The 22,051-nt window shown below is 33.7% G+C and carries 37 protein-coding genes; 32 read left to right on the top strand and 5 right to left on the bottom strand.

What is annotated here, in order from left to right:
- The first annotated feature begins 5 nt into the window (after positions 1–5).
- The 31 genes from fusA (at position 6) to carA (ending at position 17,367) form a co-directional block, all read left to right on the top strand.
- On the top strand, positions 6–2,129 hold the full coding sequence (gene fusA, locus FHR24_RS11360) for an elongation factor G (RefSeq protein WP_167188635.1): 2,124 nt from the start codon (positions 6–8) through the stop codon (positions 2,127–2,129).
- A gap of 17 nt (positions 2,130–2,146) precedes the next feature.
- Positions 2,147–2,452 carry a 30S ribosomal protein S10 gene (rpsJ, locus tag FHR24_RS11355; protein ID WP_010137088.1) on the top strand — a complete coding sequence of 102 codons (306 nt, stop codon included), beginning with the start codon at positions 2,147–2,149 and terminating at the stop codon, positions 2,450–2,452.
- A 98-nt stretch (positions 2,453–2,550) separates the two neighbouring features.
- A complete protein-coding gene (rplC, locus tag FHR24_RS11350) occupies positions 2,551–3,165 on the top strand; it encodes a 50S ribosomal protein L3 (protein ID WP_167188631.1) in 615 nt (204 codons plus the stop codon).
- Complete coding sequence (gene rplD / locus FHR24_RS11345) at positions 3,165–3,794, top strand: 50S ribosomal protein L4 (RefSeq protein WP_167188628.1); 630 nt, start codon at positions 3,165–3,167, stop codon at positions 3,792–3,794. Before rplC ends, rplD begins: the two co-directional genes overlap by 1 nt.
- Positions 3,795–3,803: 9 nt before the next feature.
- Positions 3,804–4,094, top strand: coding sequence for a 50S ribosomal protein L23 (gene rplW / locus FHR24_RS11340; RefSeq protein WP_167188625.1), 291 nt, complete (start codon positions 3,804–3,806; stop codon positions 4,092–4,094).
- Between the two features lie 24 nt (positions 4,095–4,118).
- Positions 4,119–4,946: a 50S ribosomal protein L2 gene (gene rplB / locus FHR24_RS11335; protein ID WP_167188620.1), complete on the top strand. Its 828-nt coding sequence runs from the start codon at positions 4,119–4,121 to the stop codon at positions 4,944–4,946.
- 6 nt (positions 4,947–4,952) lie between these two features.
- Positions 4,953–5,234, top strand: a complete 282-nt coding sequence (rpsS, locus tag FHR24_RS11330; RefSeq protein WP_167188617.1) for a 30S ribosomal protein S19 — start codon at positions 4,953–4,955, stop codon at positions 5,232–5,234.
- A 6-nt stretch (positions 5,235–5,240) separates the two neighbouring features.
- Complete coding sequence (rplV, locus tag FHR24_RS11325; RefSeq protein WP_167188613.1) at positions 5,241–5,648, top strand: 50S ribosomal protein L22; 408 nt, start codon at positions 5,241–5,243, stop codon at positions 5,646–5,648.
- Positions 5,649–5,660: 12 nt separating this feature from the next.
- Entirely contained in the window at positions 5,661–6,383 is a 723-nt protein-coding gene (gene rpsC, locus FHR24_RS11320; RefSeq protein WP_167188610.1) for a 30S ribosomal protein S3, read from the top strand.
- A gap of 26 nt (positions 6,384–6,409) precedes the next feature.
- Entirely contained in the window at positions 6,410–6,838 is a 429-nt protein-coding gene (gene rplP, locus FHR24_RS11315) for a 50S ribosomal protein L16 (RefSeq protein WP_167188607.1), read from the top strand.
- Positions 6,839–6,849: 11 nt separating this feature from the next.
- Entirely contained in the window at positions 6,850–7,035 is a 186-nt protein-coding gene (gene rpmC / locus FHR24_RS11310) for a 50S ribosomal protein L29 (RefSeq protein WP_167188604.1), read from the top strand.
- 13 nt (positions 7,036–7,048) lie between these two features.
- Positions 7,049–7,306: a 30S ribosomal protein S17 gene (rpsQ, locus tag FHR24_RS11305; RefSeq protein WP_068827442.1), complete on the top strand. Its 258-nt coding sequence runs from the start codon at positions 7,049–7,051 to the stop codon at positions 7,304–7,306.
- Between the two features lies 1 nt (position 7,307).
- A complete protein-coding gene (gene rplN / locus FHR24_RS11300) occupies positions 7,308–7,676 on the top strand; it encodes a 50S ribosomal protein L14 (protein WP_167188601.1) in 369 nt (122 codons plus the stop codon).
- Between the two features lie 12 nt (positions 7,677–7,688).
- Entirely contained in the window at positions 7,689–7,997 is a 309-nt protein-coding gene (gene rplX / locus FHR24_RS11295) for a 50S ribosomal protein L24 (RefSeq protein WP_167188598.1), read from the top strand.
- A gap of 1 nt (position 7,998) precedes the next feature.
- Complete coding sequence (rplE, locus tag FHR24_RS11290; protein WP_167188595.1) at positions 7,999–8,550, top strand: 50S ribosomal protein L5; 552 nt, start codon at positions 7,999–8,001, stop codon at positions 8,548–8,550.
- 2 nt (positions 8,551–8,552) lie between these two features.
- Complete coding sequence (rpsN, locus tag FHR24_RS11285) at positions 8,553–8,822, top strand: 30S ribosomal protein S14 (RefSeq protein ID WP_073121980.1); 270 nt, start codon at positions 8,553–8,555, stop codon at positions 8,820–8,822.
- A gap of 73 nt (positions 8,823–8,895) precedes the next feature.
- Positions 8,896–9,294, top strand: a complete 399-nt coding sequence (gene rpsH, locus FHR24_RS11280; protein WP_167188592.1) for a 30S ribosomal protein S8 — start codon at positions 8,896–8,898, stop codon at positions 9,292–9,294.
- A 13-nt stretch (positions 9,295–9,307) separates the two neighbouring features.
- Entirely contained in the window at positions 9,308–9,853 is a 546-nt protein-coding gene (gene rplF / locus FHR24_RS11275) for a 50S ribosomal protein L6 (protein ID WP_167188589.1), read from the top strand.
- Positions 9,854–9,864: 11 nt separating this feature from the next.
- Positions 9,865–10,218, top strand: a complete 354-nt coding sequence (gene rplR / locus FHR24_RS11270) for a 50S ribosomal protein L18 (RefSeq protein ID WP_167188586.1) — start codon at positions 9,865–9,867, stop codon at positions 10,216–10,218.
- Between the two features lie 9 nt (positions 10,219–10,227).
- Entirely contained in the window at positions 10,228–10,752 is a 525-nt protein-coding gene (rpsE, locus tag FHR24_RS11265; protein WP_167189119.1) for a 30S ribosomal protein S5, read from the top strand.
- An 11-nt stretch (positions 10,753–10,763) separates the two neighbouring features.
- A complete protein-coding gene (gene rpmD, locus FHR24_RS11260) occupies positions 10,764–10,946 on the top strand; it encodes a 50S ribosomal protein L30 (protein WP_167188583.1) in 183 nt (60 codons plus the stop codon).
- Positions 10,947–10,957: 11 nt separating this feature from the next.
- Complete coding sequence (gene rplO, locus FHR24_RS11255) at positions 10,958–11,407, top strand: 50S ribosomal protein L15 (RefSeq protein ID WP_167188580.1); 450 nt, start codon at positions 10,958–10,960, stop codon at positions 11,405–11,407.
- Between the two features lie 14 nt (positions 11,408–11,421).
- The gene (gene secY / locus FHR24_RS11250; protein WP_167188577.1) at positions 11,422–12,756 is read left to right on the top strand and encodes a preprotein translocase subunit SecY; all 1,335 of its coding nucleotides are present in this window, start codon (positions 11,422–11,424) and stop codon (positions 12,754–12,756) included.
- 2 nt (positions 12,757–12,758) lie between these two features.
- Entirely contained in the window at positions 12,759–12,974 is a 216-nt protein-coding gene (infA, locus tag FHR24_RS11245; protein ID WP_010137062.1) for a translation initiation factor IF-1, read from the top strand.
- A gap of 11 nt (positions 12,975–12,985) precedes the next feature.
- Positions 12,986–13,102 carry a type B 50S ribosomal protein L36 gene (ykgO, locus tag FHR24_RS11240; RefSeq protein WP_013621733.1) on the top strand — a complete coding sequence of 39 codons (117 nt, stop codon included), beginning with the start codon at positions 12,986–12,988 and terminating at the stop codon, positions 13,100–13,102.
- A gap of 2 nt (positions 13,103–13,104) precedes the next feature.
- Positions 13,105–13,470: a 30S ribosomal protein S13 gene (gene rpsM, locus FHR24_RS11235; protein ID WP_167188574.1), complete on the top strand. Its 366-nt coding sequence runs from the start codon at positions 13,105–13,107 to the stop codon at positions 13,468–13,470.
- A 7-nt stretch (positions 13,471–13,477) separates the two neighbouring features.
- Positions 13,478–13,870, top strand: coding sequence for a 30S ribosomal protein S11 (gene rpsK / locus FHR24_RS11230; protein ID WP_167188571.1), 393 nt, complete (start codon positions 13,478–13,480; stop codon positions 13,868–13,870).
- Between the two features lie 89 nt (positions 13,871–13,959).
- The gene (gene rpsD, locus FHR24_RS11225; protein ID WP_167188568.1) at positions 13,960–14,565 is read left to right on the top strand and encodes a 30S ribosomal protein S4; all 606 of its coding nucleotides are present in this window, start codon (positions 13,960–13,962) and stop codon (positions 14,563–14,565) included.
- A 20-nt stretch (positions 14,566–14,585) separates the two neighbouring features.
- Positions 14,586–15,578 carry a DNA-directed RNA polymerase subunit alpha gene (locus FHR24_RS11220; protein ID WP_167188565.1) on the top strand — a complete coding sequence of 331 codons (993 nt, stop codon included), beginning with the start codon at positions 14,586–14,588 and terminating at the stop codon, positions 15,576–15,578.
- Between the two features lie 64 nt (positions 15,579–15,642).
- Positions 15,643–16,116, top strand: a complete 474-nt coding sequence (rplQ, locus tag FHR24_RS11215; RefSeq protein WP_167188562.1) for a 50S ribosomal protein L17 — start codon at positions 15,643–15,645, stop codon at positions 16,114–16,116.
- A gap of 150 nt (positions 16,117–16,266) precedes the next feature.
- Positions 16,267–17,367, top strand: a complete 1,101-nt coding sequence (gene carA / locus FHR24_RS11210) for a glutamine-hydrolyzing carbamoyl-phosphate synthase small subunit (protein WP_167188559.1) — start codon at positions 16,267–16,269, stop codon at positions 17,365–17,367.
- Positions 17,368–17,430: 63 nt separating this feature from the next.
- On the opposite strand, the gene FHR24_RS11205 is transcribed toward carA, so the two are convergent.
- Positions 17,431–17,988 (bottom strand): acyl-CoA thioesterase, encoded by a 558-nt coding sequence (locus FHR24_RS11205; RefSeq protein ID WP_167188556.1) that lies wholly within the window; start codon positions 17,986–17,988, stop codon positions 17,431–17,433.
- Between the two features lie 123 nt (positions 17,989–18,111).
- On the opposite strand from FHR24_RS11205, the gene FHR24_RS11200 reads away from it, so the two are divergent.
- Positions 18,112–19,020 carry a glycosyl transferase family 90 gene (locus FHR24_RS11200; RefSeq protein ID WP_167188553.1) on the top strand — a complete coding sequence of 303 codons (909 nt, stop codon included), beginning with the start codon at positions 18,112–18,114 and terminating at the stop codon, positions 19,018–19,020.
- A gap of 1 nt (position 19,021) precedes the next feature.
- Here FHR24_RS11200 and mazG read toward each other — a convergent pair whose 3' ends face one another.
- From mazG to rfbB, 4 genes are all read right to left on the bottom strand, one after another.
- Entirely contained in the window at positions 19,022–19,801 is a 780-nt protein-coding gene (gene mazG, locus FHR24_RS11195) for a nucleoside triphosphate pyrophosphohydrolase (protein WP_167188550.1), read from the bottom strand.
- A gap of 81 nt (positions 19,802–19,882) precedes the next feature.
- The gene (locus tag FHR24_RS11190) at positions 19,883–20,317 is read right to left on the bottom strand and encodes a DUF5606 family protein (protein WP_167188547.1); all 435 of its coding nucleotides are present in this window, start codon (positions 20,315–20,317) and stop codon (positions 19,883–19,885) included.
- A 16-nt stretch (positions 20,318–20,333) separates the two neighbouring features.
- Positions 20,334–20,921, bottom strand: coding sequence for a peptide deformylase (def, locus tag FHR24_RS11185; RefSeq protein WP_167188544.1), 588 nt, complete (start codon positions 20,919–20,921; stop codon positions 20,334–20,336).
- Positions 20,922–21,029: 108 nt separating this feature from the next.
- Positions 21,030–22,040 (bottom strand): dTDP-glucose 4,6-dehydratase, encoded by a 1,011-nt coding sequence (rfbB, locus tag FHR24_RS11180; RefSeq protein WP_167188541.1) that lies wholly within the window; start codon positions 22,038–22,040, stop codon positions 21,030–21,032.
- Between the last annotated feature and the right edge of the window lie 11 nt (positions 22,041–22,051).

Below are 22,051 nucleotides of genomic sequence, written 5' to 3'. Positions count from 1 at the left end.
TAGAAATGGCTAAAGATTTAAAACTTACAAGAAATATTGGTATTGCAGCGCATATTGATGCGGGTAAAACTACCACTACAGAACGTATTTTGTATTATACAGGAGTTTCTCATAAAATTGGAGAAGTTCATGATGGTGCAGCGACTATGGACTGGATGGAGCAAGAGCAAGAAAGAGGTATTACAATTACTTCTGCTGCTACAACTTGTACATGGCAGTTTCCTTTAGAAAATGCACAACCATTACCTGAGACTAAAGGTTATCATTTTAATATTATTGATACTCCTGGTCACGTAGATTTTACGGTTGAAGTAAACCGTTCTTTACGTGTATTAGATGGATTGGTTTTCTTGTTTAGTGCTGTTGATGGTGTTGAGCCTCAGTCAGAAACTAACTGGAGATTAGCTGATAACTATAAAGTGCCTCGTATTGGTTTTGTAAACAAAATGGACCGTCAAGGATCTAACTTTGCAAACGTATGTAAGCAGGTTAAGGAAATGTTAGGTTCTAATGCAGTTGAAATCGTTTTACCTATTGGTGAAGAGAACGAATTTAAAGGTATTGTTGATTTAGTTAAGAACAGAGCTATTGTTTGGCATGACGACACACAAGGGGCTACTTTTGATGAAATTGATATTCCTGAAGATTTAGTTGATGAAGCTGCAGAAGCTCGTGCTAGATTGATTGAAGAGGTTGCAGGTTACGACGAAAACTTGTTAGAGAAGTTCATGGAAGATGAAAACTCTATCACAGAAGAAGAAGTGCATGCTGCTTTAAGAGCTGCTGTTATGGATATGGCTATCATACCTATGATTTGTGGATCTTCATTTAAAAACAAAGGAGTTCAATTCTTGTTAGATGCAGTTTGTCGTTACTTACCTTCTCCTATGGATAGACCAGAGATTGTAGGAACAAACCCTGACACAGATGAGCAAGAGACAAGAAGCCCAGATGTAAAAGATTCTTTTGCAGCTTTAGCTTTTAAAATTGCTACAGATCCTTTTGTAGGACGTTTAGCATTTTTCCGTGCTTATTCAGGACGTTTAGATGCAGGTTCTTATATATTGAATAACCGTTCAGGTAAAAAAGAACGTATTTCTCGTATCTACCAAATGCATGCAAACAAACAAAACTCTATCGATTATATTGAAGCTGGAGATATTGGAGCTGCTGTTGGATTTAAAGATATTAAGACTGGAGATACTATGTCTGCATTAGATGCACCAATCGTATTAGAGAGTATGGATTTTCCTGCTCCGGTAATTGGTATTTCTATTGAGCCTAAAACTAAGGCAGATGTTGATAAGATGGGGTTAGCCTTGTCTAAATTAGCTGAAGAGGATCCTACATTTACTGTTAAAACTGATGAGGCTTCTGGTCAAACAGTTATTTCAGGAATGGGTGAGTTGCACTTAGAGGTTTTAGTAGACCGTATGAAACGTGAGTTTAAAGTTGAAGTGAACCAAGGACAACCACAAGTAGAATATAAAGAAGCTGTAACAAAAACAACAGAACACAGAGAGACTTACAAAAAGCAATCTGGAGGACGTGGTAAGTTTGGTGATATTGTATTTGAAATGGGACCTGTTGATGAAGATTTTGAAGGGTCTGGATTACAGTTTGTTGATCAAATTAAAGGTGGACGTATTCCTAAAGAATTCATTCCAGCTGTAGAAAAAGGATTTAAAGAGTCTATGGCAAATGGACCTTTAGCTGGATTCGTTATGGATTCATTAAAAGTTGTTTTAAAGGATGGATCTTTCCACCCAGTGGATTCTGATGCATTATCATTTGAATTGGCAGCAAAATTAGGATATAAATCTTGTGCGAAAGCTGCAGGTGCTGTTATCCTAGAGCCTATCATGAAAATGGATGTAATTACACCAGAAGAAAACATGGGAGATATTGTTGGTGACTTAAACAGACGTAGAGGTCAAGTAAACGATATGAGTGATAGAGGAGGAGCAAAAGTTGTTAAAGCTGATGTGCCGTTATCAGAAATGTTTGGATATGTAACTACTTTACGTACGTTATCATCTGGTAGAGCAACTTCTACAATGGAGTTCTCTCACTATGCACAAACACCTTCTAACGTATCAGAAGAAGTAATCGCAGCTTCTAAAGCTTAATTTTAAAACATTAGAAAATGAGTCAAAAAATCAGAATAAAATTAAAGTCTTACGACTATAACTTAGTAGATAAATCTGCTGAGAAAATCGTAAAGACGGTAAAGTCTACAGGAGCTGTTGTAAACGGTCCTATTCCTTTGCCAACAAATAAAAAGATTTTTACGGTTTTACGTTCTCCACACGTAAACAAAAAATCTAGAGAGCAATTCCAATTATCTTCTTATAAAAGATTGTTAGACATTTATAGTTCTTCATCTAAGACTATTGATGCTTTAATGAAATTAGAATTACCTTCTGGTGTTGAAGTAGAAATCAAAGTTTGATAAAACTTAATAGACATGTAAAACCAGTCTAACCTTGTTAGGCCGGTTTTTCTGTCTCTTAAAATATAGAATTTAATAACAATAATTAATTAATAATAATGTCTGGGTTAATAGGAAAAAAAATCGGAATGACTAGCATTTTTGATGAGAACGGGAAAAATATTCCTTGTACTGTAATTCAAGCTGGTCCATGTGTAGTTACCCAAGTCAGAACTGAGGAAGTAGATGGTTATTCTGCTATCCAATTAGGTTTCGATGACAAATCTGACAAGAATACTACCAAAGCTTTGCAAGGTCACTTTGCAAAAGCTGGTACTACTTCTAAGAAGAAAGTCGTTGAGTTTAGTTTTGATGAGGAGTTGAATTTAGGTGATACAGTAGGTGTAGATCTATTTGTAGAAGGTGAATTTGTTGATGTAAGTGGGATTTCTAAAGGTAAAGGTTTTCAGGGTGTTGTAAAACGTCATGGATTTGCTGGTGTAGGTCAAGCTACTCACGGTCAACATAACCGTTTAAGAGCTCCAGGATCTATTGGTGCTGCATCTTACCCTGCACGTGTATTCAAAGGAATGCGTATGGCAGGAAGAATGGGAGGAGATCAAGTTAAAGTTGAAAACTTAAGAGTTTTAAAAGTTGTTGCTGACAAGAACTTAATCGTAGTAAAAGGATGTGTTCCTGGTGCTAAGAACTCTTACTTAACTATCGAGAAATAATGAAAGTAGCAGTTTTAGATTATACAGGAAAAGATACAGGACGTCAGATTGAATTGTCTGACTCAGTATTCGCTATAGAGCCAAACGATCATGCAGTTTACTTAGATGTAAAACAGCACTTGGCAAATAGAAGACAAGGTACTCACAAAGCTAAGGAAAGAGCTGAGATTGCAGGGTCTACAAGAAAGATTAAGAAACAAAAAGGTACAGGTACTGCTCGTGCAGGATCTATCAAGTCTCCAGTGTTTAGAGGAGGAGGTAGAGTTTTTGGACCAAGAAACAGAGATTATTCTTTCAAATTAAACAAAAACTTAAAGAGATTAGCTAGAAAATCTGCTTTTAGTTTACAAGCAAAAGAGGCAAATATTATCGTTTTAGAGGACTTCACTTTTGAAGCTCCAAATACTAAAAATTTCATTAATGTATTGAAAGCATTAGAGTTAGATAATAAAAAATCTCTATTTGTGTTGGGTGAATCAAATAATAATGTATATTTGTCTTCACGAAATTTAAAAGGGTCTGAGGTTGTAACTAGTTCAGAATTAAACACTTACAAGGTATTGAATGCTGGTAAGGTAGTTTTGTTAGAAGGTGCAATTGCAGATATTGAAGCTAATTTAAGTAAATAGGATACAGATATGAGTATTTTAATAAAGCCTATTATTACAGAAAAAGCAACAAAAGATAGCGAGTTATTAAACCGTTATGCTTTTGTTGTGAATTTGAAAGCTAACAAGATTGAAATTAAAGAAGCTGTAGAAGCAACTTATGGAGTTTCAGTTGAGAAGGTAAGAACAATGGTATATCCAGTAAAACGTTCGACTAAATATACCAAAAAAGGTATTGTTCAGTCGAAAATTTCTGCATATAAAAAAGCTATCATAGAGGTAGCTGAGGGAGAGAATATTGACTTTTACAGCAATATTTAATTATAAATAATTTTAAATTTTAACATGTCAGTTAGAAAATTAAAACCAATCACACCAGGTCAGCGTTTTAGAGTAGTAAATGGGTTCGACGCCATCACTACTGATAAGCCGGAAAAGTCATTATTGACACCGAATAAAAGATCTGGAGGTCGAAACAACAGTGGTAGAATGACAATGCGCTACGTAGGTGGTGGTCATAAAAAAAGATACCGTATTATCGATTTTAATAGAGATAAATTCGGTGTTGAAGCAACTGTAAAAACAATTGAGTACGATCCAAATCGTACTGCATTTATTGCATTAGTAGAATATACTGATGGAGAAAAAAGATACGTTATTGCTCAAGCAGGATTACAAGTAGGTCAAACTATTGTTTCTGGAGCAGAAGGTGTTACTCCTGATGTTGGTAATGCAATGCCTTTAGCAAACATGCCTTTAGGTACAACAATTTGTTGTATTGAACTAAGACCAGGTCAAGGAGCTGTTATGGCTCGTTCTGCAGGTTCTTTTGCGCAATTAATGGCAAAAGAAGGAAAGTATGCTACAGTAAAGTTACCGTCAGGTGAAACAAGATTGATCTTGTTGACTTGTATCGCAACTATCGGAGTTGTTTCAAACTCTGATCACCAATTACTAGTTTCTGGTAAAGCTGGTAGATCTAGATGGTTAGGTAGAAGACCAAGAACAAACGCTGTTAGAATGAACCCAGTCGATCACCCAATGGGAGGTGGAGAAGGACGTTCTTCAGGAGGTCACCCAAGATCAAGAAATGGTATACCTGCTAAAGGATACAAGACTAGATCTAAGACAAAAGCGAGTAATAAGTATATTTTAGAACGTAGAAAAAAATAAGAAGACATGGCACGTTCATTAAAAAAAGGACCTTTCATTTTTCATAAACTTGAGAAAAGAGTAGTTGCTAATGCTGAGGCAGGTAGCAAAGAAGTAATCAAGACTTGGTCTAGAGCTTCTATGATTACTCCAGATTTCGTTGGTCAAACTATTGGAGTTCACAACGGAAGAACATTTGTACCAGTATATGTTACAGAAAACATGGTAGGTCATAAATTAGGAGAGTTTTCACCAACACGTACCTTTAGAGGTCATGGTGCTGACAAGAAAAACAAAGGAAAAAAATAGTAGGATATGGGAGTTCGTAAACATAATATGGCAAAACAGATCAAGGAGGCAAAGAAAGAAGTAGCTTTCGCTAAATTGACTGGTTGTCCTACATCACCAAGAAAGATGAGATTGGTGGCTGATTTAGTAAGAGGAGTAGAGGTTGAAAAAGCTTTACAAATCTTGAAGTTTAGCTCTAAGGAAGCATCTATAAACGTAGAAAAGTTATTGTTATCTGCAATTGCTAATTGGCAAGCAAAGAACGAAGACGCTAGTTTAGAAGAAGCTAATTTATATGTTAAAACAATTACTGTAGATTCTGCAGCAATGTTAAAGAGATTAAGACCAGCTCCACAAGGTCGTGCACATAGAATTCGTAAGCGTTCTAATCACGTTACTATTGTGTTGGGAAGTAAAAATGTTGAAAGCAAATAATCATAAGTAGAAATGGGACAAAAGACTAATCCAATAGGAAATCGTTTAGGAATCATCAGAGGATGGGACTCAAACTGGTACGGAGGTAATGACTACGGAGATAAGATTGCTGAAGACAATAAGATAAGAAAGTATTTAAACGCTAGATTATACAAAGCAAGCGTTTCTAGAATAATTATTGAACGTACACTTAAACTTGTAACCGTTACTATCACTACTGCTAGACCTGGTATTATTATCGGAAAAGGTGGACAAGAGGTAGACAAGTTAAAAGAAGAGTTAAAGAAATTAACTGGAAACGAAGTACAAATCAATATTTTTGAAATTAAACGTCCAGAATTGGATGCTAATTTAGTTGCAGCAAGTGTTGCTCGTCAAATTGAAAATAGAATTTCATACAGACGTGCAATTAAAATGGCTATTGCTGGAACAATGCGTATGAACGCTGAAGGGATTAAAATCCAAATTTCAGGTCGTTTAAACGGAGCAGAAATGGCACGTTCAGAGCACTATAAAGAAGGTAGAATTCCTCTATCTACTTTTAGAGCTGATATTGATTATGCTTTGGTAGAAGCACATACAACTTACGGTAGAATCGGGGTTAAAGTGTGGATAATGAAAGGTGAGGTTTATGGTAAACGTGAATTATCTCCATTAGTAGGCTTGTCTAAAAAGACAGGAGGAAAAGGTGGAGCTAACACAGGAGCTAAGAAAGGACCTCGTAGGAGAAAATAATTTTTCACAAAAATTAGAATTTAGAAATGTTACAGCCTAAAAGAGTAAAGTACCGTAAGGTACAGAAAGGTAAAGGTAATATGAGCGGTGATTCTCACAGAGGGAATCAATTAGCTTTTGGTATGTTCGGGATGAAATCTTTAGAACAAGCCTTAATTACCTCTAGACAAATAGAAGCAGGTCGTATTGCTGCGACACGTTATATGAAAAGAGAAGGTCAATTATGGATCAAAATTTTTCCAGATAAACCTATTACAAAGAAACCATTAGAGGTTCGTATGGGTAAAGGAAAGGGTGCTCCTGAATATTTCGTAGCGGTAGTTAAGCCTGGTAGAATATTGTTTGAAATCGGAGGGGTACCTTTCGATGTTGCTAAAGAAGCATTGCGCTTAGCAGCTCAAAAAATGCCAGTTAAAACTAAGTTCGTTGTTGCGAGAGATTATGATAACGCTTAATATCTAAGAGAATGAAACAATCAGAAATTAAAGAATTATCAGTTGCAGACTTACAAGAGAAATTAGTTTCTCTTAAAAAGAGCTATACTGATCTTAAGATGGCTCATGCTATTTCTCCATTAGAGAATCCTTTAGAGTTGAGAGCGCTTAGAAAAACTGTAGCAAGAGTAGCTACTGAGTTAACTAACAGACAATAAGTATTTTTACAAGATGGAAAATAGAAATCTTAGAAAAGAAAGAATTGGTGTTGTATCTAGTAACAAAATGGACAAGTCTATTGTTGTTGCAGAGGTAAAAAAAGTGAAACACCCAATGTATGGAAAATTCGTGTTAAATACGAAGAAATACGTTGCACACGATGAGCAAAACGATTGCAACATTGGAGATACTGTAAGAATCATGGAAACAAGACCTTTAAGTAAATCTAAGCGTTGGAGATTAGTAGAAATCCTAGAAAGAGCGAAATAGTATGTTACAAACAGAATCAAGATTAAACGTAGCAGATAACACTGGAGCTAAAGAGGTCTTAGTGATCCGTGTTTTAGGAGGAACAGGAAAGCGTTATGCATCTATTGGAGATAAAATTGTAGTAACTGTAAAGTCTGCAACTCCAAATGGAAACGCTAAAAAAGGTCAAGTATTTAAAGCTGTTGTTGTTCGTACCTCTAAGGAAGTACGAAGAAAAGACGGTTCTTACATTCGTTTTGATGACAACGCTTGTGTGTTGTTAAATGCGACTGGAGAAATGTCTGGAACACGTGTATTTGGACCTGTAGCAAGAGAACTTCGTGATAAGCAATTCATGAAAATTGTATCATTAGCACCTGAGGTGCTTTAATATTTGTAAAAGATGGCAAAGATTAAAATTAAATCAGGAGATACAGTAAGAGTAATTGCTGGAGATCAGAAAGGTAAAGAAGGGAAAGTAGTAAAGATTATTACTGATAAAAACAAAGCAATTGTAGAAGGTGTAAACTTAGTTTCTAAGCACACTAAACCAAGCGCTCAAAACCCTCAAGGAGGAATTGTAAAGAAAGAGGCTGCTTTGCCAATTTCTAACTTAGCTATTTTAGAAGATGGAAACACTACTAAAGTTGGTTACAGAGTAGAAGATGGTAAAAAAGTACGTTTTTCTAAAAAATCAGAAAAAGCTATTTAATATGAGTTATATTCCAAGACTTAAACAAGAGTACACTGACAGAATTAAGGCTGCCTTAACTGAAGAGTACGGATATAGCAATATTATGCAAGTACCTAAATTAGAGAAAATAGTTATCTCTAAAGGTGTAGGTGCTGCTATTGCAGATAAGAAATTAGTAGATTACGCTGTTGAAGAGTTAAGTACTATTTCAGGACAAAAAGCAGTTGCAACATTGTCTAAAAAAGATATTGCAACATTTAAACTACGTAAAGGTATGCCAATTGGGGCAAGAGTTACTTTACGCGGAACTAAAATGTATGAATTCTTAGATAGATTAATTACTGCTTCTTTACCACGTGTAAGAGATTTTAATGGTATTAAAGCTACTGGTTTTGATGGAAGAGGAAATTATAACTTAGGAATTACTGAGCAAATTATTTTCCCTGAAATTAATATTGATCAAGTGAAAAAGATTGGTGGTATGGATATTACTTTTGTAACTTCTGCACCTACCGATAAAGAAGCTAAATCATTATTAACAGAATTAGGTTTACCATTTAAAAAGAACTAGTCATGGCTAAAGAATCAATGAAAGCTCGTGAGAGAAAAAGAGCTAAAACAGTTGCTAAATACGCTGAAAAACGTAAAGCTTTAAAAGAAGCTGGTGATTACGAAGGATTACAGAAGTTACCAAAAAATGCTTCTCCTGTACGTGGTCATAACCGTTGTAAGTTAACAGGAAGACCAAAAGGATATATGAGACAATTTGGAATTTCTCGTGTAACTTTTCGTGAAATGGCTAACCAAGGGTTGATCCCAGGTGTTACAAAAGCAAGTTGGTAAAATTTTAAGAATTAATTTTAGATGCTAGCCCTGAACTTGTTTCAGGGTGATAATCTAAACCAATACAAATAATATGTATACAGATCCAATAGCAGATTACTTAACAAGAGTAAGAAATGCTTATTTAGCGGGACACAGAGTAGTGGAGATTCCTGCATCAAAGGTTAAAAAAGCAATCACAGAGATCTTATTTGACCAAGGATTTATTTTAAGTTATAAATTTGAAGAAAGAGATGCTCAAGATTCAATTAAAATAGCTTTAAAATACAATCCTGAAACGAACGAATCAGTTATTAAGAAAATTGAACGTATTTCTACACCAGGTTTACGAAAGTATGTAGGTGTTGAAGATTTACCACGTGTATTAAACGGATTAGGTATTGCTATTGTTTCTACTTCTAAAGGAGTAATGACATCTAAGCAAGCTAAAAGTGAAAACATTGGTGGAGAAGTAATTTGTCACGTTTACTAAAAAATAGAATAGTATGTCAAGAATAGGAAAAAGCCCAATCGCAATTCCAGCTGGTGTTACTGTTACTATTAACGGAGACACAGTTACTGTAAAAGGGAAATTAGGAGAATTATCTCAAGAAATTACTGATGGAATCAGTATTAAAGAAGAAGAAGGAAAACTTATCTTAGATAGACCTACTGAATCTAAAACGCATAGAGCAAAACACGGATTATACAGAGCTTTAGTCAATAACATGATTGAAGGTGTGTCTAATGGATGGTCTAAGCAATTAGAATTAGTTGGTGTTGGATATAGAGCTTCAAACCAAGGTCAAGTTTTAGATTTAGCAATTGGATACTCTCACAATATTGTGTTAGACATAGCTCCAGAAGTTAAAGTTGAAACAGTATCAGATAAAGGGAAAAACCCAATCGTAAAACTTACTTCTTTCGATAAGCAATTGGTAGGTCAAGTAGCAGCAAAGATTCGTTCTTTCCGTAGCCCTGAACCATACAAAGGAAAAGGAATTAAGTTTGTAGGTGAAGAATTAAGAAGAAAAGCAGGTAAATCTGCATAATTTATAGTATTATGGCATTATCAAAGCTTGAAAGAAGACAAAGAATTAAGCGTAGAATCAGAAAGATTTCTACAGGTACAGCATCTAAACCAAGATTGTCTGTATTTAGAAGTAATAAAGAAATTTACGCTCAATTAGTTGATGACAAATCAGGAGTAACATTAGCTTCTGTATCATCAAGAGATAAAGAAATCGATGCGAAAGGAACAAAAATTGAAGTAGCTGCATTAGTAGGTAAATCAATTGCAGAAAAAGCTTCTGCAGCAGGTGTTGCAACAGTTGCATTCGATAGAAATGGTTATTTATACCATGGTAGAGTTAAAGCATTAGCTGAAGCAGCTAGAGAAGCTGGTTTAAAATTTTAAGAAAATTATATTATGCAAGGATATAAAAACGTAGAAAGAGTTAAGCCAAGCGGATTAGAATTAGTGGATCGCTTAGTAGCTGTAAACCGTGTGACTAAAGTTACAAAAGGTGGACGTACTTTTGGATTTTCTGCTATTGTAGTAGTAGGAAATGGTGAAGGTGTGGTTGGTTACGGATCTGGTAAATCTTTAGATGTTGCATCTGCAATTGCTAAGGCTGTGGAAGAGGCTAAAAAGAATTTAGTTCGTATTCCATTAATAAGTGCAACTTTACCTCACGAACAAAAAGGTAAATTTGGTGGATCTAAGGTATTATTATTACCTGCATCTCATGGTACCGGAGTTATTGCTGGTGGTGCTGTACGTGCGGTATTAGAATCTGTAGGTGTACATGATGTATTATCGAAGTCTCAAGGATCATCTAACCCTCACAACGTTGTAAAGGCAACTTTTGATGCTTTATTACAATTAAGAAGTCCACAACAAGTGGCTGCTGAGAGAGGAATTTCTTTAGACAAAGTATTTAACGGTTAATATTGAATACCATGGGAAAAATTAAATTAACACAAGTAAAGAGCCAAATTAATCGTACGCAAGTTCAAAAAAGAACTTTAGAAGCGTTAGGTTTAACTAGAATTGGAAAGGTTGTTGAGCATGATGCTACTCCATCAATTGTAGGAATGGTTAATAAAATTAAACACTTAATTTCTGTTGAAGAAGTTAAATAAGTTATAAAAAGATGAGTTTAAACAATTTAAAACCTGCCAAGGGTTCTGTAAAGAGTGGTAAACGTATTGCTAGAGGTGAAGGTTCTGGTCACGGAGGTACTGCTACTAGAGGACACAATGGGCAGCAATCACGTTCGGGTTATTCTAGAAAAGTAGGATTCGAAGGAGGTCAAATGCCATTACAAAGAAGAGTACCTAAGTTTGGATTTACCAACATAAACCGTAAGGAATATAATGGTATTAATTTAGACAAGTTACAATCTTTAGTAGATAGTGGTAAAATTACAGATACTGTTGATTTAGCTGTATTAGTTGAAAATGGTTTAGCTGGTAAAAACGACTTAGTAAAAATATTAGGTGGTGGAGAATTAAAAGCTAAATTAAATGTAACTGCTCACAAATTTACAGGAACTGCGAAAGCTGCTATTGAAGCTGCTGGAGGAGAAGCTGTAACTTTATAATTATTATTAAGTAGATGAAGAAATTTATCCAAACTATAAAAGACATTTGGTCAATTGATGAGTTAAAAGGTAAAATATTATTAACTCTTGGGTTAATGGCAGTTTACAGGTTTATGGCTCAGGTAACATTACCCGGTATAGACCCTCAACAATTAACAGCATTAGGTGATAAAACATCGGATGGTCTTTTAGGTTTATTAAGCGCATTTACAGGTGGTGCATTCTCAAGAGCTTCTATTATGGCTCTTGGGATTATGCCATATATATCAGCATCTATTGTAGTTCAGTTAATGGGAATTGCGGTTCCTTATTTACAAAAATTACAAAAAGATGGTGAAAGCGGAAGAAATAAGATCAACCAAATTACACGTTGGTTAACAATAGGTATTACTGTTGTGCAAGGAGGAGCTTATTTAACAAGTTTACCAACCTTAGGTATCCCTCAAGAGGCATACTTGTTAGGTCAGGGTGGAATGTTCTGGATTTCTTCAATGATCTTATTAACTGCAGGAACCGTTTTTGCAATGTGGCTAGGAGAGCGTATTACAGAAAAAGGAATTGGTAATGGAATATCATTATTAATTATGATTGGTATTATTGCTAGATTCCCAGGTGCATTCATGCAAGAATTAACATCTAAATATGCAGCAGGTTCTGGAGGTTTCATGATGATTCTTTTAGAAATTATAGTATGGTTGGCAATTATTTTGGCAAGTATATTATTAGTAACAGCTGTAAGAAAAATTGCAGTGCAATACGCTAGACGTACTGTTGTAGGAAGTATAGATGATGCTCAAGGAGCAAGACAGTATATTCCGTTAAAGTTAAATTCAGCTGGAGTAATGCCAATTATTTTTGCACAAGCAATTATGTTTGTACCGGGATTAATTGCAAGAAACTCTGATGGAACTTTACAAACAGTATTTAATGCATTGTCTGATTTTAATGGTTGGGGTTACAATATTTTATTCTGTGTTTTGATTATTGTGTTTAGTTATTTCTACACAGCAATTACAATTCCTACGAATAAAATGGCTGATGACCTTAAAAAAAGTGGAGGATTTATCCCGGGAACCCGCCCAGGTACTGAGACTGCAGAAAAATTAGATAGTATTTTGTCAAAAATTACGTTACCTGGATCTATTTTCTTAGCTTTGCTGGCTGTTTTCCCGGCCATTGTTGTTCATTTTGGTGTACAACAAAACTGGGCTCTGTTTTATGGAGGTACTTCGTTAATAATTATGGTAGGTGTTGCTATAGACACTATCCAACAAATTAACTCGTATTTACTAAACAGACATTATGACGGTCTAATGAAAACTGGAACTAAAAGAAGAGCGACAATTTAATTATGGCAAAACAAGCGTCAATACAACAAGACGGTACAATTACAGAAGCATTATCTAACGCTATGTTTAGAGTAGAATTAGAAAATGGTCACATTGTTACTGCACACATTTCTGGTAAAATGCGTATGCATTATATTAAGTTGTTACCAGGAGATAAAGTTAAGTTAGAAATGAGTCCTTACGATTTATCGAAGGCTCGAATTACTTATAGATACTAAAATATCATACGATGAAAGTAAGAGCATCAATAAAAAAGAGAAGTGCCGAGTGCAAGATTGTGCGTAGAAAAGGCAGATTATATGTAATCAATAAAAAGAATCCTAGATTCAAACAAAGACAAGGTTAGTTATGGCAAGAATTTCAGGTATTGACATTCCAAAGAACAAACGTGGTGTTATCGCGTTGACTTATATTTTTGGAATTGGTAGAACTAGAGCTAAAGAGATTTTAGCAAATGCTGGAGTAGATGAGAATATCAAAGTTCAAGATTGGACAGATACTCAAATCGGAGCAATTCGTGAACAAGCAGGTACATTCACTATAGAAGGTGAATTGCGTTCAGAAATCCAAATAAACATTAAGCGTTTAATGGATATTGGATGTTTTAGAGGAATCCGCCACCGTGCTGGTTTACCGTTAAGAGGTCAAAGAACCAAAAACAACTCTAGAACAAGAAAAGGAAAACGTAAAACTGTAGCGAACAAAAAGAAATAATTAAGTTATGGCTAAATCTAATACAAAGACCGCTAAAAAGCGTAAAGTTATTGTTGAGTCTGTTGGTGAAGCGCACATTACTGCATCATTTAACAACATCATCATTTCTTTAACAAATAAAAAAGGAGATGTAATCTCATGGTCATCTGCAGGTAAAATGGGATTCCGTGGATCTAAAAAGAACACTCCTTATGCTGCACAAACAGCTGCTGAAGATTGTGCAGGTGTTGCACATGAAGCAGGGTTGCGTAAAGTTAAAGTTTACGTAAAAGGACCTGGAAATGGTAGAGAATCTGCTATCCGTACAATACATAATGCTGGAATTGAAGTATCAGAAATTATTGATGTTACTCCATTACCACATAACGGATGTAGACCTCCAAAAAGAAGAAGAATATAATTTATTTTTTTATTAACATTAAATTGGCACATTAAGTTATCGAAGGACTAAGCCTTAATTCATAACTGCCAATTTTTTAAATTTTTATTATGGCAAGATATAATGGACCTAAAACTAAAATTGCTCGTAAGTTTGGTGAAGCAATTTTTGGTGACGACAAGTCTTTTGAAAAACGTAATTACCCACCTGGACAACACGGACAGGCAAAGAAAAGAGCTAAACGTTCTGAATATTCTTTACAATTACAAGAAAAGCAAAAAGCAAAGTATACTTATGGTATTTTAGAACGTCAGTTTTCTAATTTATTTAAGAAAGCTTCAGCTAGTAAAGGTATTACTGGTGAAGTTTTATTACAGTTATGTGAATCTCGTTTAGATAATACTGTATTCCGTATGGGATTATCAAATTCAAGAAGTGGTGCTCGTCAATTAGTATCTCACAGACATATTACTGTTAACGGAGAAATCCTTAACATTCCTTCTTACCAATTGAAGCCTGGTGATGTTGTTGGTGTAAGAGAAAAATCTAAATCACTTACAGTAATTGAGGATAGTTTAGCGACTACTTCAACTGTCTTTGAGTGGTTAACTTGGAATAATGATACTAAAACTGGAACTTTTGTAAGCGTTCCTGAAAGACTTCAGATTCCAGAAAACATCAAAGAGCAATTAATCGTCGAGTTGTACTCGAAATAATAAATAGACACCAGTTAGCTATGGCAATATTAAATTTTCAGAAACCAGATAAAGTTATCATGATTGAATCTACCGATTTTGAAGGTAAATTCGAATTCAGACCGTTAGAGCCAGGTTTTGGTTTAACAGTAGGTAATGCTTTGAGAAGAGTATTATTGTCTTCTTTAGAGGGTTTCGCTATTACATCTTTACGCATTGAAGGAGTTGAGCATGAGTTCTCAACTGTGGAAGGTGTTGTAGAGGATGTTACTGAAATCATCTTAAACTTAAAACAAGTTCGTTTTAAGCAACAGATAGAAGACACTGATAAAGAAACTGTTTCTGTATCAGTATCAGGTCAGAACCAAATCACTGCTGGTGATATACAAAAGTTTACTTCAGGTTTTCAAGTATTAAACCCAGATTTAGTAATATGTAACTTAGATAGCTCTGTAGCTGTAAGTTTTGATATTACTATTGAAAAAGGTAGAGGATTTGTTCCTGCTGAAGAAAACAAAAAAGTAAACGTGCCTTTAGGAACTATTTTTACAGATTCAATTTACACTCCTATAAAGAATGTAAAATATGCTGTAGAAAACTATCGTGTAGAACAAAAAACTGATTATGAAAAATTAGTTTTTGATGTGATTACTGATGGATCAATCAATCCTAAAGATGCTTTAACTGAAGCTGCAAAAATTTTAATTCACCACTTTATGTTATTCTCTGATGAGCGTATCACTTTAGAGGCAGATGAAATTGCTAGAACAGAGACTTACGATGAGGAGTCATTACACATGAGACAGTTGTTAAAAACTAAATTAGTGGACATGGACCTATCTGTAAGAGCTTTAAATTGTTTAAAAGCAGCAGAGGTAGAAACGTTGGGTGATTTAGTATCATTTAACAAAAATGACTTAATGAAATTTAGAAACTTTGGTAAAAAATCTTTAACAGAGTTAGACGAATTGGTAAACGTTAAAAATTTACATTTCGGAATGGATTTAAGCAAATATAAATTAGACAAAGACTAATAACTCTTTCATAGTTTGCTCCCCAAAGAGGGTATGAGCAAGATGAAAGCCAAAATCATTTAAAATGAGACACGGAAAGAAATTTAACCACTTAGGTAGAAAAACAGCGCATAGAAGTGCAATGTTAGCAAACATGGCTTGTTCTTTAATAGAGCACAAGCGTATCAACACAACTGTAGCTAAAGCAAAAGCTTTACGTATGTATGTTGAGCCTATTATTACAAAATCTAAAGAAGATACTACTCATAACCGTAGAACTGTTTTTTCTTATTTGAAAAACAAATATGCTGTATCTGAGTTATTTCAACAGATTGCTGTAAAAGTAGCTGATAGACCAGGTGGATATGTACGTATCATTAAACTAGGAAATCGTCAAGGAGATAATGCACCAATGGCAATGGTAGAATTAGTTGATTACAACGAAATTTACAACCCTAACGGAGCTAAAAAGAAAAAGACGACTCGTAGATCTAAGAAGAAGGCTGATGCACCTCAAGTTGAGGCTGCTGCTGAATCTAAAGAAACTACTGAAGAGTAATCATGATTTACTTAGATTGAAATATAAAAGGGATAAACTATTAAATAGTTTATCCCTTTTTTTATATTTGCAAAAAAAAAATATTTTTACAAACATTCTTTGTTGAAAGCTTAGGTGAACAACCTCCACCCAACAACAAAAACAACTTTTATGAAGTACAAAGAATTAAAGAAAGCAATTCTATTATTGGAAGACGGAACTATTTTTGAAGGAAAGTCTGTTGGAATTGATGGAACTACTATAGGTGAAATCTGTTACAATACTGGAATGACTGGTTATCAAGAAATTTTTACAGATCCTTCTTACTTTGGTCAAATTATGGTAACTACTAATGCACACATTGGTAATTATGGTGTAAATAATGACGAAGTAGAATCTGACGGAATTAAGATTGCTGGATTAGTATGTAGAAATTTTAGCTATGAATATTCTAGAGAACGTTCTAATGGTTCTTTGGAGGACTATTTAAAAGAGCATGGATTAATTTCTATTACAGATGTTGATACTAGAGCCGTGGTTAGCTATATTAGAAAGCATGGTGCTATGAATGCATTAGTATCTACAGATGTTGATAATGTTGAAGGTTTAATGAGAAAATTAGCTGAAGCACCTAGTATGGTTGGTTTAGATTTAGCTTCTGTTGTATCTACAAAAGAGCCTTATTATTTTGGCGATGAGAATGCTACTTATAAAGTTTCTGCTTTAGATTTAGGAATTAAAAAGAACATTTTAAGAAATTTAGCAAAAAGAGATTGTTATATAAAAGTATATCCATCTACAGCTACTTTTGATGAAATGGCTGCTTTTAACCCTGATGGATACTTTTTATCAAATGGACCTGGTGATCCAGAACCATTAGAATCTGCTCAAGAAATTGCAAAAACAATTATAGAGAAAGGTTTAACGTTATTTGGTATTTGTTTAGGTCATCAAATAATTGCCTTGTCTCAAGGAATTTCTACCTATAAAATGCACAATGGACATAGAGGTATCAATCACCCAATAAAAAACCTAGTTACAGGTAAAGGTGAAATTACATCTCAGAATCATGGGTTTAATATTAGTAGAGAAGATGTTGAAGCGAATGAAAATGTTGAAATTACACACGTTCATTTAAATGACAATACTGTAGCAGGGATTGCTATTAAAGATAAAAAAGTGTTTTCTGTACAGTACCACCCAGAAGCGGGACCTGGACCGAATGATGCGACTTACTTATTTGATCAATTTATTGATAATATGAAGAGTTAAGAATATCTTAATTATAAAATATAAAAAAGCCTTAGTTTATTAATAAACTAAGGCTTTTTCTTTTTAATCCAACAATGATGGATCTATATATACATTAAAGTTATTTAGCTCTTCTAAATGTTCTTTGTAATTAAAAGACTGCTTGCTAAAAGCTTGTTTCCTTAATTTGTTAGTTTCTAATCTACTTTTAGAACGAATAAAACGTCTTACATCTTCGGAGTTTCTTAATTTTAATTTAGGAACTGTAGCATTTTTACCTTCTTTAGTTTTAGCCACCATTACAAAGTATGATGAGTTACAATGTTTTTTTTCTCCAGTTTGTATGTTTTCAGAAATAACTCTAATTCCAACAGTCATAGATGTATTACCTACATAATTAACTCTCGCTTTTAATGTTAAAAACTCACCAACACTTACAGGGTTTTTAAAATCTACAGTATTGACAGAAGCAGTTACACAATATTGTCCAGAATATTTAGAAGCACAGGCAAATGCAATTTGATCCATTAAATTTAAAATGTACCCTCCGTGTATTTTACCACTAAAATTAGAGTTTAAAGGTTTCATTAATTCTGTTATTTCTACGGCTGAATCTTGAGGGCTTTTTATGTTTTCTGGCATAATTATAGTTTTGTTTCTTGGAACAAATATACGTATATATTACGTAAATGTACTTAGTTTTTAGTTTCTTGATTTCTACAAAATATATTGTAGTTTTGAGGGGTAAAGATAAGATTTGTATTTATGGGATTCACAAAATTAAAGTACTATGTTAAAAACACAATTTTAGACATATTACCTCGTACTTTATTTAAAAAAGGAACAAATCGATCCGACTTTAATATTAAAAATAGACTTGATTATTATAATAAATTAGAATCAACTTATAAAGTAATCTCTGGAACTACAATTGAAGCATTTAGAAAACCTAAAAAATTAAAAACATACTATTTTGATTTGATTGAATTCTTACGCTATTATTCAAAATCAAACAAAATTAATTATGAGTTTGGTGATGTTGTAAAAATCCCTGCAGTTCCTACCTTTGTGAAAAGTAGACCTATAAAAGGAGATAATCAAAATTCGGTTTTGATGAAATTAAACAAAGTAAGACACTTTAAGTTTGTAAAAGACAGCATCAATTTTAGTGATAAAAAAAATCAATTAATTGGAAGAGCTAAAATATTTGCATACCATCCACATAGAATTGCTTTTTATGAAAAATATTTTCATCATCCTTTATGTAATTTAGGAGCGGTAAATTCACCCAAAGTAACACAAGAATGGGATACTCCAAAACTTTCTATTAAAGAGCATTTACAGTATAAATTTATTTTATCATTAGAAGGAAACGATGTGGCAACCAATTTAAAATGGGTAATGTCTTCTAATTCTATAGCGGTAATGCCCATGCCCACATACGAAACTTGGTTTATGGAAGGAACGCTAATTCCTAATTATCATTTTATTTGTATCAAAGATGATTATTCTGATTTGGAAGAAAAACTTACTTATTATATAAACAATACGGATGAAGCATTGGAAATTGTTAAAAATGCAAATGAATATACTTTACAGTTTAAAGACGACAAGTTAGAAAGCGCAATTTCTTTTGGTGTGGTTGATAAGTATTTTGAATTGCAAGAAGTTTAGATTAATCAAACTTTTTTGCTTCTTCCCAATAGACATCCATTTCTTCTAAAGATAAATTGCTAAGCTGAATTCCTTTTTTCATGGTACGATCTTCTAAATACTCAAAGCGCTTTTTAAATTTAATATTGGTGCGTTCTAAAGCATTTTCAGGGTTAATCCCTATTAGTCTAGCGTAATTTACCATAGAGAATAAAATATCACCAAATTCGGCTTCTATGTTGTTTTTATCACCTGTTTTTAATTCATCATTAAACTCTCCTAGTTCTTCTTGTACTTTTTCCCAAACTTGTTCCGGATGTTCCCAGTCGAAACCAACAGCAGAAACTTTTTCTTGAATTCTATTGGCTTTCACCAAGGCCGGCAAAGAAGTAGGGACACCTTGTAAAAGAGAAGTAGTTCCTTTTTCTTTTAATTTAAGTTGTTCCCAGTTTTGTTTTACTTCTTCTTCATCTTTCACTTTTACATCACCATAAATATGTGGATGTCTGTGAATTAATTTTTCAGATATAGAGGTGGCAACATCACCAATATCAAAGGATTTAGATTCGCTTCCTATTTTTGCGTAAAAAACAATGTGTAAAAGCAAATCTCCCAATTCTTTTTTTATTTCTTCCAAGTCATTGGCAAGAATAGCATCCGCTAACTCATAAGTTTCCTCAATGGTTAAGTGACGTAAACTTTCTAAAGTTTGTTTTTTATCCCAAGGACATTGTTCTCTTAACTCGTCCATAATGGTTAACAAACGATCTATAGCAGCTAATTGTTCTTTTCTTGTATTCATAAAATTGTGGGAAATAAAAAAGAGTTATAATTTCTTGTAAAACTAGAAATTATAACTCTTTTAAAAGTATGTTTTTAAAAATTATTCAGCCTGATTTTGAGCTTCTTCTAATTTTTTAATGTCTTCTTTAATGGTTTCAAAGTCAAAACCAGAAGTAATTAAAAGGTTGTACCATTGTATTACTTTTTTGATGTTAGAAACATATACTCTTTCTTCATCATATGCTGGTAAAACCTCGCTAAATAAAGCAGCCAATTCATTGTTTGGTGCTTTGTGGCTAATAGCTTCTTTTCCTTCAAATTTTTCGTGAAGTGCTAAGAATACTTCTCCTAAAGGAGCTTCGGTTTCATATGTATAAATTCCTATATCGCTTAAAACACTTACGTTTTGAGTATTTTTAACAGGAGCTTTTTTTCCATCAATTAATGACGTAGTAATAAACCCACCTTTTGTTTGTCCTAAAATCTCATACAATCCTGGTTTACCAGCAATTGCTATTACTTTTGTTAAACTCATTCTAATTATGTTTAATTTATTTTCTTTTTGCGTTAAAGTATCGCATTCTATAATCAGCTCCAATTTTACCTTTAGAGATGTTATCCAGTTTCTTTTTGATCAATCTCTTTTTTAAAGAAGAAAGTTTATCCGTAAATAACACTCCTTCTATATGATCATATTCGTGTTGAAAAACTCTAGCAGCTAAACCACTATATGTAGCTTTTTGTGTTTCAAAATTTTCATCTTGATAGGTTACATGAATGGTTTCGCTTCTCCAAACATCTTCTTTAATTTCAGGAATACTTAAACATCCTTCTTCAAAAGCCCATTCATCACCTTCTTCACTTTCTATTTTAGCATTGATAAATACTTTTCTAAAAGAAGACAATACTTCTTTCTCCTCAGGAGTTGCTTCTTCATCATCTGCAAAAGGAGTTGCATCAATAACAAATAAGCGAATGTCTTTACCAATTTGAGGAGCAGCCAAACCTACACCATTTGCGTTTTCCATAGTTTCCCACATATTTGCAATTAAGGTAGAAAGTTGTGGATAATCTTTGTCTATTTCTTTACCTACTTTTCTTAAGACAGGGTCTCCATAGGCAATAACTGGTAATATCATAATCGTTTGCTAAAATTCGAATGCAAAAGTACAAAGAATTGCTTTATACTTTTGCATTACAGTAATAAAAAAGCCAAAGTGATTTGCTTTGGCTTTTGATTTTATGGATTAAGAAGTATATTTTTCTAAATACCATTCTATGGTTTTAAGAATCCCAGATTCAAAATTTTCATCCGCTTTCCAGCCTAAATCAGATTCAATTTTTGTAGCATCAATAGCATAACGTCTATCGTGACCCGCTCTGTCTTCTACATAATTAATTAAATCTTTGTAGCTGTTTTTTGCAGGCTTAAGAGTATCTAAAATTTCACAAATTTTATCGGCAATGTAATTGTTGTTTCTTTCGTTTCTACCTCCAATATTGTAAACTTCTCCAAACACTCCTTTGTGATAAGCCAAATCTATTCCTTTGCAATGGTCTAAGACATACAACCAATCACGAATGTTTTTACCATCACCATAAATAGGAATTTCTTCTCCATTTAAAGCTTTTCTAATTACGGTCGGAATCAGTTTTTCATCGTGTTGTTGCGGTCCGTAATTGTTAGAACAGTTGGTAATAATGGTGTTCATTCCATAAGTATGATGATAACTACGCACCAACATATCACTACTCGCTTTAGAAGCACTGTAGGGAGAGTTAGGGGCATAAGAAGTGGTTTCTGTAAACAAACCAGTTTCTCCTAAAGTTCCATAAACTTCATCGGTAGATACGTGTAAAAATTTACAGTTTTCATAACCTTTTTTAAAGGTAAATGGTTTTTCCATCCAATGTTTGTAGGCAACATCTATCAAGGTAAAAGTTCCGTTTACGTTGGTTTCTACAAACACTCCAGGATTGCTAATAGAATTGTCTACATGAGATTCTGCAGCAAAATGAAGTACTCCTTGTACATCGTTTTCTGAAAATATTTTTTCAATTAAAGGTCTGTCACAAATATCCCCTTTAATAAAGGTATGTCTAGCGTGATTTTCTACCTCTGTTAAATTCTCTAAACTACCTGCATAAGTTAATTTATCTAAGCTGATTAATTGATAATCTGGGTAAGATTTTATAAAATGATAAATAAAGTTAGAACCGATAAAACCTGCTGTTCCTGTGACTAATATTGTTTTCATTTGTTCATGGT

Origin of the sequence: Wenyingzhuangia heitensis (assembly GCF_011762155.1) — a bacterium.
GTDB lineage: Bacteria > Bacteroidota > Bacteroidia > Flavobacteriales > Flavobacteriaceae > Wenyingzhuangia > Wenyingzhuangia heitensis.
The sequence above is the reverse complement of the archived record's forward strand: the minus strand, read 5'-3'. Positions and strand labels throughout refer to the sequence as shown.